The following is a 17,260-nucleotide window of genomic DNA, read 5'->3' on the forward strand; positions in this document are numbered from 1 at the left end:
GACGTCCCACCCGCTAGGTATTCCTGAACAATCTGAAACTTGAGCTCGCTGGAATACGTCGTGCGCTTACGCTGTTGGCGTCGCGGTGCTCGTTCCTTAGGGACGAGTCCGGCTGCTCCCCATTGTTTATACTTCTGTACCCATTGACTCAATGCTTCCTTGCGCGGCCCTCCGGATCGCTGAACATCCATGAGTGACTGGCCAGACAGTACTCGATTAACGAACTCAATCTTGTCTTCCAAAGAGTAACGGATTCCCTTCCGCCGCATAAAAAAACTCCCTTCTGGGAGAACAGACCTTTGATTATTTGGTCTGTCCACCCTGAAGGGAGTGTACCCAACCAGCTTACTGCACGTGTTTTTTTGCGTATACTCCCCTATTCCTGGCGGTGTTCAGCGAGCTGATCGGTCTGGGACGCGGCCAGCAAACGCCGAATATCCTTCAGGGTAGCCAGAATACGGTAGACCCAGACCAGCAGCAGCACGACGGCCAGAATGACCAACGCACCCACGACCAGCCCACCGAATAAGGCAACGAAATACAGCATATCGGCATAATACATCACGGCTATCTCCTCCGTTCTGATGGCTTCAGTATACCAATTAATAGGGATGCTTGAAAGCGGTTGCCGGCCCAGCATCAAAAAAAGACTGGACGTGATCCAGTCTGACAGTACTTCAAAGCATTTTTTTCGTCACGACATGCAGCTGATCATCCAGCGTATAGACGATTGGCACGCCATTACCCACTTCAACCTTGTCGACGTCAGCGTCACTAATATGATCCAAATACTTGATCAGTGCCCGCAGCGTGCTGCCATGGGCGACGATGAGCTGGTTTTCTCCCCGGCGCAAGTGCGGTACGACTTGGTCTTCATAGTAAGGCGCCACTCGCTGCCAGGCCATCGCCAATGACTCGCCGCGAGTCAAGATACTCGCTGGCAGCTGGGCATAACGGCGGTCGCTCTCGGTCTTGGCCAATAACGGCGGAATATCCGTGTATCCCCGCCGCCATTTGGCCACCTGGGCCTTGCCGAACAGCTCCCGGGAGTAATCCTTGTTCATCCCTCGGAGAGCCCCATAATGGCGCTCATTGAGCCGCCAGGACTTGTGCAGGGGCAGCCAGAGCTGGTCGATCTTTTCCATAACAATATCAGCCGTCACAATGGCCCGTTGCAGGATGGAAGTGTGCACGTCCGTGTACGGAATATGCAGTGCCGCCAATTGGTTCCCTGCTTCGGCGGCTTGACGCCGCCCCTTAGCAGTCAAAGGGACATCGGTCCACCCCGTATACGTATTCTGTTGATTGGCCACACTTTGACCGTGGCGCAGCAGGACTAACTTGACCATTGTTTTCTTCCTCTCCATTTCGGAATCAGTGCATCAGCTGAACAATTACCATTAAGACCGGAATGACGATCATACTGAGCAGCGTGCTCATCGTCACCATCAGTGCAGCATAATCAGAATCTGCGCCATAGAGCTTCGCGACCACCGGGGCATTAGTCATCACCGGCATCGCCGATTGCAAAACGAACACCTGCTTCAGCAGCAGCGGTGCATTCACTGGCCACAAGAGCGCAAACATCAGCGACGGCGCAAAGATGAAGCGGCCGGCCAAGATGCCCACCATATCCCACGTAAAGCGGAATTGGGACAAGTGGAAGTGGCCCAACGCCATGCCAATAAAGAACATGGACAATGGAATCGTCAACCCGCCAACATAATTCAAGTCGCTCATCAGCCATTGGGGTAAATGCCACTCCAGCAGCACCAGAATGACCCCGATAATGAACCCTAAGAGTGGCGGGGAGAAAAGCTTCTTCAGCGCGCCCCATAAGGAGAAGTGGGCATCACCGCCCCGGCCGTCCCGTTTGATCAAGTACACGCCCAGTGTCCAGAAGAGAAACGTGTTGGCCATGTAGTACACCAGCACCTCTGGCAGCGAGCGGCTGCCGAATAACGCCATATTGATCGGCAACCCAATGAATACCGTGTTGGAGTTGAAAAACATTGACCGCCACAGCCCATGGTGCTGGGGTTGCACGCGAAAGACGTGGGCCAGCGGAAAGCTTAAGCCAAACAAAATAAACATGGAAACGAGTGGGAAACGCAAATCCGGGAGCAGATTCAGCAATTCCTGCTTATGAAATTGACCGGAAATCGTCACGATCATATACGCCGGCAGCGCCACCTGCGTGACCAGCCGAGCAGTTACTTTGGCATAATCATCATTAAACCAGCCCTTGCGAGTCAAGGCCCAAGCCAGAACGATCATGGCCAAAATAACGATCACACCGGATAAACTATGCAAAAAAACTGTCATGTGTTTTTCACCCCATGACAATTAGTGTAGCGCGTTTTCGGAAAATAGAAAAGCCTTGACCCGCGGCGCTGCCGCTAGGTCAAGGCCTCATTTCTGATCAGCGGATCAGAAATGTTTTCAACTTACTTGCTGTTCTTCTTTGCTGCGGCATCGGACTCTTTTGCCGCTGGCTTCTTGGCGGCTTTAGCCGCCACTTTGGTGACCCGAATGTGCTTGAAGTTGATAATCGTCTTATCCTTCAAATCACTAACGATATTTTGATCCGTTTCCTGATAAGAGTCGATGCTCACCAATGCTGAGTTGGTGTACACCTTCATGACGGTCCCTTTGAAACTCATTGGTACGTCAGCACTCTTTCGAACAGTCACTTTATCGCCTACGGCTACTTCATCGACTGTGGCCATCTCGCTAAACAACCCCCTTTTCGCTGCATTTATATTCTAACACCGCGCAACGGATTGGCGGTAGCGGGAAACTTGCTTAGTACTCCGCGACGCGACTTTTCGTCACTGGTGAGCAATTAATTTTGATCGGCCGATCCAGGTCGATTGAATTCGAATAAGCTCGCAGAATGTACATCTGCATATCCATCTTGGCTTCCTTCTTGGACATGTTGTGACAAATCCGCTCTTCGCAGACAGAACGCCCCTCACCATCACGGAACAAACCCGTTACCTGGTAATCTTGGACGCGACCAGCAAACAACATCACGATGATCCCCCTTAATGGGTGCAGGGCACCCGAGTAAAATTGTAAGAAACATCGCTCTGGCGAGCCAGAGCACTTAGCCGATCTCTCGACCTATGTACGAATAGCCGCAGTCACCCAATGCTTAGGTACCTGCTTTATGATTTCATTAACAATGACAACAAGACAATGTTATATCATGTTTTCCAGGGTAGTTCAATACCCTGTCGCCAGATATTGTTTAGGCGCGCCCGCATCATATTCTAACCGCTTGCGGGCCTTCTTGGCAATCACTGTTTTGCCCACCAATTCCTGAACGTTCCAGCGGTCCCGGGGATCAAAGGCAATAGTCGCCACCAGATAGCTGTTTTCGTACCGTTTCAGCACCTTCGCAGTGAAAGGCCATTCCATGTTGCCGGTCGCCAGGCAGTGGATATTATCGCCGATTTTGATCTTTTTCATTGGAGTTCCTCCTATGGTTTGTTTTGATAACCATATCTTGCCATAGTGGGAAATCAATCGTCAACGTGATATCTTATTGTTTCTATAACATAATTACAAAAGAAACCGCAGAATATTGAAATATCAGTCAATCAAAGCCATGATCACACACTGGTTTTCATTTTCAAAGAATCCAAATAACGGCCATTTTCTGTCACATCGTGCAGCCTGCCAGATAATTTGCAGAAAACACTCTGGTCCGTTGGCCAACAAAAAAGACCACCCAACGCGGGTGGCCTGATCTCAATGTGCCCTGAGGACATACAACCTACCATTTAAAGCCCGCTATCACTGCATCCAATATTGCAATGCGCACAATCTGCGCACAGAAACTAAAAAATGGCCCCCGAAGGAAAATTCCTCCGAGGGCCACTTTATTACACTTCCATATTCACTTTGTCAGCTGCAATCCAACCGCCAATATTTACGAACTTGCCGTCTTTAGACACATCAACCACTTTCCAACGACTTCCTTTTGGCAAGTGCTGGATACCTGCTTGGTTAGGCTTAGGCTGGGGCTTGCGTGTATGCGTCATCAGCGACTACTCGGACAACGGTGCCTGACCACTGCCTCGGGTGTACTGTGCTGGGATGTACTCACTCGTGCCGACTTTGTAGCAGACCTGGCCGCGAATCTTGACCACTGTAGCCGAAAGCCAGCGGCTGCCACTCTTGAACTTGGTATTGGATCCAGCGATCTGCTTGCCGCTGGAGTTGACGGCAGCCACACCGTAACCCGGAACATAATTGATCGTGATCAGACCGGCCTGGTCCGTGTACTGCTGTGGCAGCCACCAACCCCGACCGATGTTGTAGCACGCCTGATTGCCGATAATGCTGATGCCATTGGACCGCCAGGCCGTCCCGTGCTTGAGTACCAGATTACTGCCAGGTACCTGCTTACCGTTGTCGCCAAGAGCAGCCACACCGTAGTCTGGAACATATTTGACCGTCACAACATTGGGATTGTCTGCTGCAGGGGAGCTGTTGGACACGCCGCCCGCCAGATCAGTCGCCAGCTGGGCCTTGCTAATTCCCCAAGATGCCAGGTAGGCATACGGGTCCACGTGATCACCGCCATAATTGGCCGTCACCCATGCGTGTGTCTTGACCCCTCGATTGCCTGCACTGCCCTCATCGATAGTGAGCGGGATACCGTAGGTTTGTGCCGACTGGCGGGCCAGAGCAATATACGCCTGGTAATCTGACCGGAACGTCTCACGGTCCGCTGTGCGAGCCAGTTCGATTTGCACAGGGGCATAAGGGTTGGCTGACAAGGCCGCCCAGGAGACGTAGCCAGGTTCGCCGATCTGATAGATTTGCCCGCCTCCACCAACAAAGTACGTCGAGTATGCGCTGCTCCAGTTGCTGCGCATCCACTTAACCTCGTTGAGGATTGCGTTCTGGTCGTATACGTCCTTGGGGTTGCCGGATTCATGCATGATCACATACCACGGTAGTGCCACCCGTGCATCCCCCTGGTTGGCGCCCAGGGAATACCCTTTATTGATTGACAGTGCCATCCTTGGTGTCCTCCTTCGGCCCAGTCTTGAGCTGAGCACCCGCGTCCCGTTGGTCTTCATGCTTCTCCTCCGGCACTGTGGTCATGGGAGCAGCCGGCAGCGTCTGGGCCTCGTTGAGACTCGCAGGGCTGGCCACACTCTCGGTCGTCCCGAAGGCCGTGGGCGATAGTCCTTTAACACCGTCGAACAGCCCAGAGGTGGCAGCACCCAGCAGAAATCCTTGGACTGCTGCCGGTGCCCAGTTGCTATCCTTGGTCACTGCCACAGATACAATTCCGGATACGACGCCCAAGCCCATCGCTACCCACGGCAACCACTTGTTGTCCAGCTTGGTTTGCTTCAATGCATTTACCAAGACCAAAATAATGGCGGCACTGATTGCCAGCTCCGCCGCCGTTCCAAGATTCAATTCTTTAATAAGGTCCATCTTTGTGCTCCTCCTTGTTCTTCTTCCGCAAATAGTATCTTTTCTTGAGATTATTCCGCCAATAGTTTGTTTCTTTATTGGCTTCTTCCCGTTTTTCCCTCTCCGAAGGCTTCTGTGTCCCCTTATACGTCCAGTAGCCGACCAGAATCGGCGATAGTGCGGTCAGAAATGGCGTCAAATCATTTATTAATTTGCGTATCTGGTCCAGCCATTGCATGACCACTATCACTCCTCTTTGCGAGGATCACCACGTACGCAGTAATCACTCCGTTTGAAATCCACGGCATGGGTGCACCGGTTACGAACCAGTGGCAGAACTGGTACATAGTTAAAGCCGACATCAGCATCGCTGCTGCCACCAATTGGATGTGATCCCACGTCGGTGTTCGATAGTCATCCAACGTCCACAACGCCATGCTGGCACCGGCCACGACAAACAACATATCTACTGCGTCTTCGTTGGCGAAATCTCGCAGACCAGGCGGCCAGGTAAAATAGTTGTCGTTGAGTGACAACCACACACCAATGCCGATCATGCCCAGGCCAATCCAGAAGTGCATGGGGTTGGCTTTAATGCGTTTAAGCAAACTCCTCACCTCCCTCTATAGACTAACCGTCATTATTTATTCGCTGGTAATTCGCTGCCCGTTGCTTGCTTGTACTGGTCAGCGGTGAGCCAGCCAATTCTAACAAACTGTTCCATCTTTTCCTTGCTATAGTAGCCTTGCTGATAATACCCAATGATAAATTTACTCATTATTATCCCTCCTATTTAGTTGCGCCAGTGGCTTTGTCATCAGCCATCTGGGCAATCAGTGTTGCAACCGCAGCGTTAGCTGTGTCAGCCGATTTCTTAGTAGCTTGCAAATTCTCAGTCGTCGTGGCCAAAGCAGCGATAAGCGCAGCGTTCTGGGATTTTATCCCATTAATCTCGGCGGCTACAGGATCATCCATACTATCCACCCATTTGCTCAGCTGCCAATCCCATTTGGCTACTTTACCCTGCAGTTCATCTGGGATCGGCGTGTCAATATACGGGTAGTCCGGGGAATAATCACCGGGCGCAATCAGGGCCGTAAAATATTGTCCGTCTGCTTGAGGCACGGAGTATGTCCGATATATGGTCTTCATCTTTTCTGGAGAGGTGGCTGTGCTCGCTTCCGTGCCAGCCTGTGCCGATACGCTCGTAGTTGTGCTTGTTTCTGTCGAATCTGCCAAAATAAATCAATCCTTTCTACTATTGGTTTGCCATTTGAAGTTTGGTGACATAGCTATCATCCCTGGTTGACTGCCATTTTGTTACCTCCTTGTTATTATTCACCCCTCGACAATCTTAAGAAGGGTGTACGCACTTCCTGACCCGTTACCAAGCACGGTGGAACTAATCACGCTGGGCCATACATTTGAGCTGAGACTGCCTGCAGACCAGCTAATCGTTTTTGCATTCATGGAGTCAAAATAGATAGCCACGCCTTCATTACCCAGTAACATTTCCTGGGATATCTGTACTCCGCCATCCGGCGTCAATAATTGGGGATCAGTACCCATGATCCTTGGTGTGCCATATAACACAATGCCGTTTGGCAATTCGCCAAACGTTTCTGACAGCTTAATGTCAGTTTTTCTATTGAGTTGCTCAGAACCAGTCCAAAGTACCTCTGGCTCGGCCCGCCAAATTAGGTTGCCCTGATTGTCGTACAATTTCGCCAGTCTTTGGCCGTCGGGTATCATAATTTGAGCTAAGCTTTTTAATTCAGTCATTTCTTAACCCCCAATATCAAATACTGGGACCGCTGAGCCGGTGTCAGGGCATCGTACTGGGATTGCGTACCCGACCAAACAATTTTTTGTCCAAAATCAGACACTGCTGTGGTAATCAGTGTGTTAATCTGATCTTTGGTCAAATATTTAGCATCGGCGTCAGCAGTCTTGAGATATGGCGTTAAATCTGTTGTCGTTGCCAGCTGCTGCCAAGCATTCCAGCCGTCATTTGCCAGCATCCGGTAATACGCAATGCCGTACCGGTCATCAATCGCAATCTGCTCCACTCGTTTGCTTGTGCTGGACGTGTTGGCGATGACGATCACCAGCCACCAGCGGTCGGTGATTGGCGCATGAGTGATGCCGTTCATCAGCCAATACCGGCCAGAGGTTTGAAGCGTGTCGAGGTCGCCAGACCAGAGCTGGGCATCGTTGGCGGCCTTGAGATATGGCGTTAAATCTGGTGTCGTCCCATCCTTGCCATCGGCGCCTTTAAGTGTCGCTAAAAAGTCGTCCTGTGTACCCGTGTGGCCGGCGTCCAACCATACTTGGTAAGCAGATTCTCCGGCAGGACCAGCGGGACCGGTATCTCCAGTATCGCCTTTTGCACCAGGTGCGCCAGTGGCGCCCTTGAGCGATGTCAAATAATCTTCTTCCGTGCCTGTGTGGCCGGCGTCAAGCCAGACTTGATAGGCTGATCGGCCATCATCTCCCTTTGGCCCCTGCAGCTCACCACCATCATTCCAGGCGTCGTTTTTCCAGATGTACAGGTGTCCTTGCACTAGATAGGTGTCTCCGGCTGTGTTACCAGTGGCCGGCAGCTTATCGACAGAATCAGCTGTGCCCTTGAGCTGTATTCCTGTGCCATCTTTGCCATCTTTGCCAGCAGGACCAGCAGGGCCTATTGGACCAGTAGCACCAGTAGGACCAACCGGACCAACCGGACCTGTAGCGCCTGTAGTACCTATTGGACCAACCGGGCCACGATACTTTGGATCATTAGGAATATCATTAACCAATGCTTGCACTGCTTGTGCTGTTTGAGTTGCATTACTAGCAGCTGTGTTGGCACCAGAAACTGCATTATCTAGTGTTTGCTGAGCACTATTGACGATTCCTTGCAGCTTGTCTTGCAGTCCGTTCAGTCCGCTCACATAATCATTATTGTCAATCGTGGCACCAATGTCGTTGACCGTGATAATACGGAAACTCTGGGTACTGTCTACCAGCGTTCCATCGCTGGCCAACACCTCAAACCAGCCATACCCGTTTGCAGCATACGCTTGACTATGGAGCTTGTATGAGATGCCGCCTGTCTTCTCGTCGGAAACCTCCACTGCCGAGTCAACAACTGACTTCCCGCCGTCCTTGCGATCCTTGAATTGAACCGCCAAGCCAGTCAAATCATAAGGCTGGCTATTTACATCTTTCAGCTGAGCAACTAACGTCAGTCCCCGTTCACTCTGGCGTAGGTAAATCCGCTGGCTGTTCGGGTTCTGCTTGTTCATCGTGAGTGTCAGTTTGGGTAACGTCACTTGTCTGATCCTCCTTCTTTTCCAGCTGCTTCTTCAGCATTTTATTAGCCTCGCTCAACTCCTGATTGAACTGTGTGAGCCGGCCAATCTTAATTGCCATCGCGGCGATGGTATTACCAAGTTCCTGGGCCGTGAAGCTGTTGCTGTTATCTTCCATTTACTTATCCTCCAATTTTATAGTCGCGAGACCATCCTGGCCCGCCGTGATACCACAGTGACCCCGTGGAAGCATCTACTCTGAGATATGATCCATAGCCAAGATACAGATTTCTTCCACCTCTGAGTGTGATATTGCCGCCCATGAACAGATCACCGCCAATATCAACTTTGCTTTCGAAATTACACGGCGTGTATGCGTGAATCCCTCCGTTAGTGGATAGTCCCCAGTCGCCGGAAATGGTCGTATTCATGCCGGTATATGGATTAATGGCAGTGATTGTATTAACCGCCTTGATAGTGCCGCCGTCGATCATGGCACTCTTAATGGTTGGCGTGTCGATCGTGACGTTTGCCACCAACTGATTAGCAATGATTTTTCCATCAGAGCTGACAATACTGGTTGCATTTCCATTAGTGTCGTAATAGATCAGCCCACCGGCACCAATTTCACCGACCTTAGTCCCATTTCCGTTGTAGAACTGAACCTGGTTATTAGTGTACTTTACGATTGAGCTTAACCGATTGGCATCCTGAACCTGCTGGCTGATGACCGCCTTGTAGGAATTAATGTCATTGGTCCACTCCTGTGTAAATGCGTTCTGCCACTGGGTTTGCTGTTCAGAACTTCGCCTGCCAAACGCATCGAATTGGTCTTGCATGTTCTTCGTAGTGGAATCAATGTCCTGCTTCCAGGTTAGGTCCAGATCGTTTACCTTGTCAGCCGTTTTCTGGGCGGTGCTGGCCGCCTTGTCCTCTGCTTTTTTCGCCCATTCCGCCAAGTCATCCGTAGCGGTCAGTGGCCGATTGCCAATGGTCACCTGCGTGTTAGCTTGGAGCAGCGTGTCATAAATAACATCAGTTACTTCTGCCTTGATGCTCAATCCAATTTCCGGCAGAAATACCGTAACTGTGTCATACAGCCGAACCTGAGACAGATTCTTGTACCGTTCCTGCAAGTCAATAAACCCGATTGTCAGACTTACTTTAGGCTGGCCGATGTTGTTATCACTGATATACGCCTGCGTAATGGATCGTAAATCTTCCACGGTTGTAATGTCGTACTGGCTCGCGTCAAAATTGACGATCCGCTGATGCTCGTACTGCCGACCATCTGGCATCGGTACGGCAATATACTTTTCCGGTAACGTCACCGTTACCTCTGCCGCAGCAGCATTCATATCGTCCGCAGACCCGCTTGGGCTGACATCTGTATCGTTGTTAAACGTCAGATAATCCGCCTGAATCCACTCGTTCGTGCCGATGTTATACCAGGTTTCGCCACTCGCCGATCCTTGACCGTAAATCGTGACATGCTGGCCGCTGGTGTATTGCTTAACCTGGGCATTCCAACTGCCTGGTGAGTTATAGCTCCACACCTTGCCCGGTGTTGTGTCTTTACTACTGGTATCATTACCACCAGTTACCGGTTTTGGTTCAACGTCTTTGGCAGCGTCGAATGACATATACTGCCCGTCAATCCATTGGTTGCCGCCCAAGTCGTACCACTTGGATGATCCGCCGCCGGATGCTTGACCGTATACTTGCCAGCGAGTGCCGGAAGCAATCATCCGCACGATTGAACCGTTGAAATTTGGCCGATTCCAGAGAGCAATTTTACCCTTGCTCACCTTGGCAGTCCCAATACCTCGCACTTTCTCGTAAGCATAATCTTTCTGCTTATCCAGCGAAACATACTGTGAATTGACCCATTGATTGCCGCCCAGTTTATACCAGGTGCGTCCTTTGTTGTCGGTGGCCTTGGCATACACGTTGTATGCACTCCCGTTTGCCATAAACTTACCGGTAGTATGATTACCGGCCCACGGGCTGTCCCAAATTGCAACTTTACCAGGGCCAATGTAATTAACTGTAATTACACCCGTGTATGTTGTAACCACACCCGATTTGTCACCGATGCCATAGGCAATAGTGCCTTTTCCGGTAGCTTTATTCCCAACCGTGGATGGAAACTGACTGGACTGGCCTTTTTCAAAACTGAGATACCCGCCATCAACCCACTGGGCACCACCAAGGTTGTACCAAGTGTGATCGTTGATTGTGCCAGTATCACAATACTTGAAAATCTTAAACCGCGTCCCATTAGTCAACAGTTTACCGGTCGCAGTCTGTTCCTTAAATGGAGTGTCATAGACCGGCAAGCCACCAGTCCCGGCGTATTGAATCAACGCTGCCCCGCTGATGTCCTTGTAGTTATCGGTATTCCCCATGCCAGTCTTGCCCAGCGTGTATTTACTAATTGGCCGAACCGCCGTGTAGACGTTCTCGATTGAGTCCGAGTTCTGCAAACTCTTCAAGTGCTGCCCATACTTAATGACAATTCCAGTGTCCCGGCCAACATTTCGATCCAGCCGCCAATTGTAATTGTCGAACCACCATTCAGCCCGATACAACGATGTGAAACTTGGATTCTTGTCATCTCGCCCGAACAACAGGTTCTGAGCATTATCAACTTTGGTTGCGTCCCAGCTCACCACAGCTACATCAGTAATTGAGCTGGTAAAATCAATCGTTACTGGCTCAGCTAGATTATCTAAAAATGCCGAAAACAGTTGATCCGGGCTGGCGTTTGCCAGTGACAGATCATTAACCAGCACATTGCCGAACAGGTCCCCGCCGACATGCGCTGCTTCAACAGTGATCTGTCGGTCCTTGTCTGCCCAGTCCGCTACGACTGAGAAGATTCGAAACATCTGCCGCTTCCAGCCATCACCGGCATCAACCAGTAGAATCCGGTCCTTTTGCAACAGGTCCATCGCCCGTTGGGAATACGTGGCGATCATTGTCAGCTGTGCCGCGTTGTCATATTTCGACTGCACCACACAGCTCAGAACGCCAGGAACGTGTCCCTGGCCCATGCTGGTTATGTCATCCGTACTATGCTCATACACCAGCGGATTTGCTAAAGCAGTGTCCGCCATCTTGGCATCACCTCCAAATTCAATGCACTAATATCAGTCAATTTATTATCACCGGGTGAAAGCACCGGAAAATCGTAGTTCGTGAACTGCACCATTCCCGGCTGATAATTTCCCTGCCCGTCGTAAACGGCTTCCGTGTCTGAATCAACATACAGGTCACCATTCACACCGATAAAATTGAACATCGTGCCGTTCAACACGAAGCTGCCATTTCCGGCGCCCGATACGTGCCAGAGTGGATATGCCTTCCACGGTCGGTCGTTAATCAGATTGTCTCCGCTGGTGACTGACTGATATTCGTCACCGCCCATCTCGTAAGCAAACGGCTGACAGGAAAATGTTACCGAAAACGAGATTGACGTGCGGTCCGAAATCTTGAACGACGAAACCGTCGTTGGCGCTGCCATATAATAGAAGTTTGGCGATCCATCATACAACAATTTCTGGTACTGATTCGGGTCAGTGGAGAACAGCCAGTGGCTCACCGCCCGAGACAACGCCGCCACTTCCATAAATGGTGTGGATGTGAGTCGTGTGAACTCAAACACCTGCGACACATTGTCGTACCGATTGCTCGGCACAATTTCAGCTACAGACCTGCCAGGAATCTGCGTAATGCTAGATGCGTAGTTAGCCCCTAGCCAGTCATTGGTGCCATACAGAATGTTCAATCCCAGCGACTTGGACGACGTGCCCATGTAAGTCACACCTGCTGCATCATCGTAAAGTCCCAACTAAATCAACCCTCCTGTCCGTTTGCTGTTTGCACTGATGTAATGTGAATACGGGCCCAATGCTGAAGCCAGTGCCCGCAAAACTTGGTTTGTGTTGATTGGCGCCGGTGCGTCCGACCCGGACGACATTGGTGTGAGTAATGTGATGATGTATTGCAGCATCGAATTAGCCTTCACCATTTCGTCAATCAACTTGCCGTTATTATTGTCCGTATTCCCTGCCACGATGCTTTGAGCAATAGACAATCCGTTTGTTCCCGAGTCCGCAATACGATCCGTTAGGTCTCGTACAATTCGAACCGGTGTGGCGTTCGCTGGGATGTTTAAGCCGTTAGCAAACTGCGGCAAGCCTTGAAACATCTTCGCTGTTGTAGGTGCCGGAACAATTTTGGTTGCTTTTGGCAAGTTCCTCAACAGAACGTTCCGCCCGCGTGGAATAAACGCTCGTCCATTCGGTAAGTGAATCAGTTCTCGGAAGGTTGAACCCTTCTGATCATTGACAATCGCATCGCCACCGACAAAGTTATCGTCACCGCCGGCCCGTTTGTGCCTGGTCTCAGTGATCGTTGTTTTGTGAGTCGTAATGTAAATGTCTGAATCCTTCCGAACGGGAATCTGTCTGATAGTGTCTCGAATTCCGGCCGCTTTTTCTCGGGACCCGTGGCCGTTCAGATTAACATCTGGATTCCTGTTTGGAATCCCCTTGATAGCCCTGTGAATACCCTCTGCTTTAGATTTGGAATCATGCCCATTGACGTTAATATCCGGTTTCCGGTTTGGAACTTTCTTGATTGCACTGGCAACACTGCTAATAGTTTCAATCGAATTCTTTGGATCAACCTTGAGGGTAACCTTACCGCCTGCATTTGCTTTAGTCTGCTTAATCTTCGAATCTGCGTTGGCGGTGTTGGCATCCACAGGTACTGTTGCTGATTTGCTCCCGAAGTAATTAGGACTGAGTAAATTCTTGAACTTCGTGTCCAGCGGCTTCGTGTCGGCATCAATTGGTTTCTTTGCCGGTGTTTTGCCAAACGAATTAGCTGCTGCATTTGCGTTGGACATGCCTTGGTTGAATCCAGTATTGTCGGCGCCGATTATTTTCAGTAACTCTTTTGCAGCAAAACTATTGCCTGATTCAGCAGCTCTCTGTAATTCCGCCATAAACTGGGAGTCATTCATTAAGACTTTCTTTTCTGTGTCCGGAAGCCGTTGCCAACCCCCATATTTCAGAATCAAGTCTGCCAAACCAGCAGTACCTTTTGTTTGAACAATTGCCAACTGTTCCTTAGGCGTCAGACCTTGCCAAATCTTCATTTTATCCAGGGCATCAATGAACGAACTAACACCCTTGGTGGTCACCATAGCTTCGATGTCTTTAAGATTCAGGCTGTTCCAAATTCCCGCTTGGAATACCGCATCAGACAGTTCTTTGCCGCCCTTTGCAGAAATAATGGCTTCCTTCTGCTTGAAAGTCAGTGTGTTCCACTTGCCATTAGTTTCCAAGACCTGAACCATCGTAGCATCCGCGTTGTTGCGGATCATGGCATATTTATCTGACCAGGATAAGTGTTCCCATCGTCCATTTTCGATTGCCGCAATGCCGATTTCAGCCCGTACGTTGCTGGAGATTTTTGCATTCTTGGCCGCAAACCTTAGCTTTTTCCACCCAGCATCAGTTTTCGCGGTGTCATTGAGCACTTTCTGCAAATTGGTTTTAACTTCACCAGTCTTCGGGTCCAGTACAATCGAATTCCAAGTTTCACCGGCTTTCTTTGCAGTAGATGACATCTTGGACGCTGTGTCGGCAATATTGTTTAGTGATGTGCTGCCAGTCTTGGCCGTATTGCGCAGTGCATCTTTGACTTGCCCCATTGAAACGCCCATTGCTTTGAATGATCGTTCAATCTGGCCGCTATTGTCGCCGGTGGCTTTCATCAGTTTGTACAGGTTGGCGACCATTTGGTCAGTCATCTGAGAGTGATTGTCATCCAACAGTCGCATTGCTGAGGCGTACTTGTCTGCTGAAATTTTGCCGTTGTTGTACAAATCCTCAATGATCGACTTCTGTTGAGCGTATTTCTGATTCTCTTTTTCCAACCCTTGTGAGAGGGAGTTGAAAGAATCAAATAACTGATCCTTGTTCAACCCCTTGATGTCGCCATTTAACGTCCGTAAGATGGTTTTCTTTTTAGCAGCAGAAACATTTAGCGTTGCCACTTCCAGATCGTTCATCCGTTTTTGGCCGTTCAAGATGTACTGTGATTCGTCAGCCGTTAAGTCGCGGTTTTCCTTACTTGCCTTAACTCGAATTGAATTAACATTCTTTGCAACTTGGCTGGCTTCCGCAACAGCTTGATTATTTGCCTTTTTTTGTTCGTTAATACCACCTTGAAGATACTGGCGAACAGAAGAGGGCAGCTCATTCAGAGATTTCTGCAACTGTGAATTTGTATCTTTAGAGGACTGGTGAATGGTCCGATACATACTGGCAAATGCGTCGGATGCCTCTTTTGCACTTGCCTTTGCCGAAGTGGAGAAACCTGCTAATGCCTGAGAAGCCTCTGTGTTGAAATTCTGGAACTTTCGCAAGGACGAATCAGCCGTCCGGCCGACACTTGTCCCCCAACTATCAGTCTCAACAGAGCTTTGATAAGCCTGTTTCCCCCACAACTCCCATGCGGTAATACCCGCTCCGATAGCAAGTGTAGCAATACCTATGCCAGCGCCAAGTGGAGTCAATGCTGTTCCTAAAACACCAGCCTCACCAGCGCTCACCGTTAGTGCCTTACCGAACAGCGTGAAACTTCCGCCAGCCTTTGTAGCAACATTAGCTGCTTCTCCGAGCTTGTCACCGGCTGCACTGGCTGCCGATCCGGAAACAGTGAACTTGCCAACCGTCTTCCCGACTGTATCGCCAAGCGGCTTAAAAGCGCGCTCTGTGGATGTAGCTTTGCTGCCCAACCCACCCAGTGCTTCGGTTACATCGCTGAGTTGGCGGTGTGTTGCCACAAACTTGGCGATTGAACTTGCCATCTTCACGAAACCAGTATTGGCACCACCGAATACTTTAGACATACCGCCTAAAACGGAATTTAGTGGCCCAAAAGCTGCTACTGCCAATGCAGTTTTGAGAATTACTTGCTGCGTCCCACTATCCAGTTCACTGAACTTATTGATTAAGTCCGTCAAGTTTTCAGTGATCGGCATCAACGTTGGCAACAACTTTTGACCAAACGAAATTGCCAGCGCTTGGAGAGATGACTGGAATCGTTTAATTTTGTTGGCTTGCGTATCGTTCAACTGATCCGCGACCCGCTTGGTTGCACCGCCAGATTCGTTAGTAGCTTTCGTTAGTTCGCGCAGCTTCGTAGAACCATACTCTACTAATGCGTTCGCCGCTGATTGCTGCTGTTTCCCGAACGCTAATGCTAATGCGCGCCCACGCTCTGCCTTACTAGCATGTGCCGTACCCTTCTGGATGTCATCAATCAGCTGTGGAAGATTGTGTGAGTCTTCTTGTAACCGCTTGGCGCCAATTCCCATACTGCGGAATGCTTCATCCTGAGATTTGGTAGGCTTAATCAGACTGGTTAAAATACCCCGCAGTCCGGTACCAGCCTTCTGGCCTTCAATACCTTGCTGACTCAGCGCACCAATTGCCGCCGCTGTCTCCTGAACCGACAGGCCCAGAGAGTGAGCGACTGGTCCAACGAAGGACATCGCTTCTGACAAGTCACCGAATCCGGCCGCTGTGGCATTTGCTGCATAGGTCAGTGAGTCAGCGACCAGCTGCGTATTCTTCATGGCACCGGCTGTAGTCTTGCTTGTCAGCCCAAACTGTTCGACGATGGACGCCGTGGCCTGCATGACTGTACCCATACCCTCGCCGGATGCCTTAGTTGCGTTCAGAATAGATGGCATTGCGCCGATCACTTGGCTGGCATTATACCCACGCTTGACCAACTCGCTCATCGCGTCGTTGATTTCTGTAGTAGATAGGCCATATTGTTTCGACCACTTCAAACTTGAATCGCCTAACTGGTTTAATTGAGTCTTAAACCGTCCGGTAACCTTTTCACCGTTAGTTAAAAGTGGTCCTAAAGCGGCGATTTGACTATTAAAGTCAATTGCAGACTTGGCCGCATAGCCCAGACCAGCTGCAATCGGAATTGTGAGGCCAGTAGTGGCTGCTTTTCCAATGCTGCTGAGCTTTGCGCCCACAGCCGTAGCTGCTGTGCCGACTTTATTCATAACACCAGTGATACCTTGTGTTTTTGTCTGTACAACAGCCAATTCACCAGCCGTTTTGCGCAGCTGACCTTGCAAAGAGTTCAGCTTAGCCGTGGCGTTCTGCAATTGGGTAGCATACTTCCCTGTAGCCCCTGTTGCTTCACCGAGTTTTGTGCGCGAGTTTTCAAATTGCTCTCGTTGCTTCTTAACTACTCCAGCCTGAGCTTCAATTGCCCGAGAAAGCCCAGTCATCTTTGTTTGCAATACCTGCGTCTGGTTTCCCCACGCGCTCATGAAACTCATGTTAGACTTCATTTCGGCCATAGCGTACTTGGCTTTTCGCTGGGCGCCTTGGAGTCCTTTACCGAACTCGCTATCATCCAGGCCCAGCTCAATTATCATGCGGCCTAAAGGTTCATCTGCCATAATCGCCCTCCTT

The 17,260-nt window shown here is 50.2% G+C and carries 18 protein-coding genes; all 18 read right to left on the reverse strand.

Annotated elements, in window-relative coordinates:
* A partial coding sequence (locus H627_RS20495; RefSeq protein WP_027828704.1) for a helix-turn-helix domain-containing protein occupies positions 1-269 on the reverse strand: 269 nt, incomplete at its 3' end.
* Between the two features lie 107 nt (positions 270-376).
* Entirely contained in the window at positions 377-562 is a 186-nt protein-coding gene (locus tag H627_RS0109045; RefSeq protein ID WP_027828705.1) for a hypothetical protein, read from the reverse strand.
* Positions 563-677: 115 nt separating this feature from the next.
* On the reverse strand, positions 678-1,349 hold the full coding sequence (locus H627_RS0109050) for a 2,3-bisphosphoglycerate-dependent phosphoglycerate mutase (RefSeq protein WP_027828706.1): 672 nt from the start codon (positions 1,347-1,349) through the stop codon (positions 678-680).
* 25 nt (positions 1,350-1,374) lie between these two features.
* Positions 1,375-2,325 (reverse strand): AEC family transporter, encoded by a 951-nt coding sequence (locus tag H627_RS0109055; RefSeq protein ID WP_027828707.1) that lies wholly within the window; start codon positions 2,323-2,325, stop codon positions 1,375-1,377.
* 122 nt (positions 2,326-2,447) lie between these two features.
* Positions 2,448-2,729 carry a DUF2187 domain-containing protein gene (locus H627_RS0109060; protein WP_027828708.1) on the reverse strand — a complete coding sequence of 94 codons (282 nt, stop codon included), beginning with the start codon at positions 2,727-2,729 and terminating at the stop codon, positions 2,448-2,450.
* A gap of 76 nt (positions 2,730-2,805) precedes the next feature.
* Entirely contained in the window at positions 2,806-3,033 is a 228-nt protein-coding gene (locus H627_RS0109065; protein ID WP_027828709.1) for a hypothetical protein, read from the reverse strand.
* A gap of 195 nt (positions 3,034-3,228) precedes the next feature.
* Positions 3,229-3,474, reverse strand: a complete 246-nt coding sequence (locus tag H627_RS17680; RefSeq protein WP_051225315.1) for a hypothetical protein — start codon at positions 3,472-3,474, stop codon at positions 3,229-3,231.
* A 581-nt stretch (positions 3,475-4,055) separates the two neighbouring features.
* On the reverse strand, positions 4,056-5,036 hold the full coding sequence (locus H627_RS19265; protein WP_051225316.1) for an N-acetylmuramoyl-L-alanine amidase: 981 nt from the start codon (positions 5,034-5,036) through the stop codon (positions 4,056-4,058).
* Positions 5,017-5,463 carry a hypothetical protein gene (locus tag H627_RS20500; RefSeq protein WP_193323094.1) on the reverse strand — a complete coding sequence of 149 codons (447 nt, stop codon included), beginning with the start codon at positions 5,461-5,463 and terminating at the stop codon, positions 5,017-5,019. Before H627_RS20500 ends, H627_RS19265 begins: the two co-directional genes overlap by 20 nt.
* Before the next feature lie 179 nt (positions 5,464-5,642).
* The gene (locus tag H627_RS17695; RefSeq protein WP_051225317.1) at positions 5,643-6,050 is read right to left on the reverse strand and encodes a hypothetical protein; all 408 of its coding nucleotides are present in this window, start codon (positions 6,048-6,050) and stop codon (positions 5,643-5,645) included.
* A 32-nt stretch (positions 6,051-6,082) separates the two neighbouring features.
* The gene (locus H627_RS19700; RefSeq protein WP_081674826.1) at positions 6,083-6,220 is read right to left on the reverse strand and encodes an XkdX family protein; all 138 of its coding nucleotides are present in this window, start codon (positions 6,218-6,220) and stop codon (positions 6,083-6,085) included.
* Positions 6,221-6,231: 11 nt separating this feature from the next.
* A complete protein-coding gene (locus H627_RS0109105; RefSeq protein ID WP_027828711.1) occupies positions 6,232-6,681 on the reverse strand; it encodes a hypothetical protein in 450 nt (149 codons plus the stop codon).
* Positions 6,682-6,780: 99 nt separating this feature from the next.
* Positions 6,781-7,224: a hypothetical protein gene (locus tag H627_RS0109110; RefSeq protein ID WP_027828712.1), complete on the reverse strand. Its 444-nt coding sequence runs from the start codon at positions 7,222-7,224 to the stop codon at positions 6,781-6,783.
* Positions 7,221-8,759, reverse strand: a complete 1,539-nt coding sequence (locus tag H627_RS20810) for a BppU family phage baseplate upper protein (RefSeq protein ID WP_152319505.1) — start codon at positions 8,757-8,759, stop codon at positions 7,221-7,223. The genes H627_RS0109110 and H627_RS20810 overlap by 4 nt, the downstream gene beginning before the upstream one ends.
* The gene (locus H627_RS0109120) at positions 8,683-8,916 is read right to left on the reverse strand and encodes a hypothetical protein (RefSeq protein WP_027828713.1); all 234 of its coding nucleotides are present in this window, start codon (positions 8,914-8,916) and stop codon (positions 8,683-8,685) included. Before H627_RS0109120 ends, H627_RS20810 begins: the two co-directional genes overlap by 77 nt.
* Before the next feature lie 4 nt (positions 8,917-8,920).
* Positions 8,921-11,857: a phage tail spike protein gene (locus tag H627_RS0109125; protein ID WP_027828714.1), complete on the reverse strand. Its 2,937-nt coding sequence runs from the start codon at positions 11,855-11,857 to the stop codon at positions 8,921-8,923.
* Entirely contained in the window at positions 11,839-12,591 is a 753-nt protein-coding gene (locus H627_RS0109130; protein ID WP_027828715.1) for a hypothetical protein, read from the reverse strand. The genes H627_RS0109125 and H627_RS0109130 overlap by 19 nt, the downstream gene beginning before the upstream one ends.
* Positions 12,592-17,247 (reverse strand): phage tail tape measure protein, encoded by a 4,656-nt coding sequence (locus tag H627_RS17710; RefSeq protein WP_051225319.1) that lies wholly within the window; start codon positions 17,245-17,247, stop codon positions 12,592-12,594.
* Between the last annotated feature and the right edge of the window lie 13 nt (positions 17,248-17,260).

The organism is Schleiferilactobacillus harbinensis DSM 16991, assembly GCF_000425885.1.
GTDB classification, from domain to species: domain Bacteria; phylum Bacillota; class Bacilli; order Lactobacillales; family Lactobacillaceae; genus Schleiferilactobacillus; species Schleiferilactobacillus harbinensis.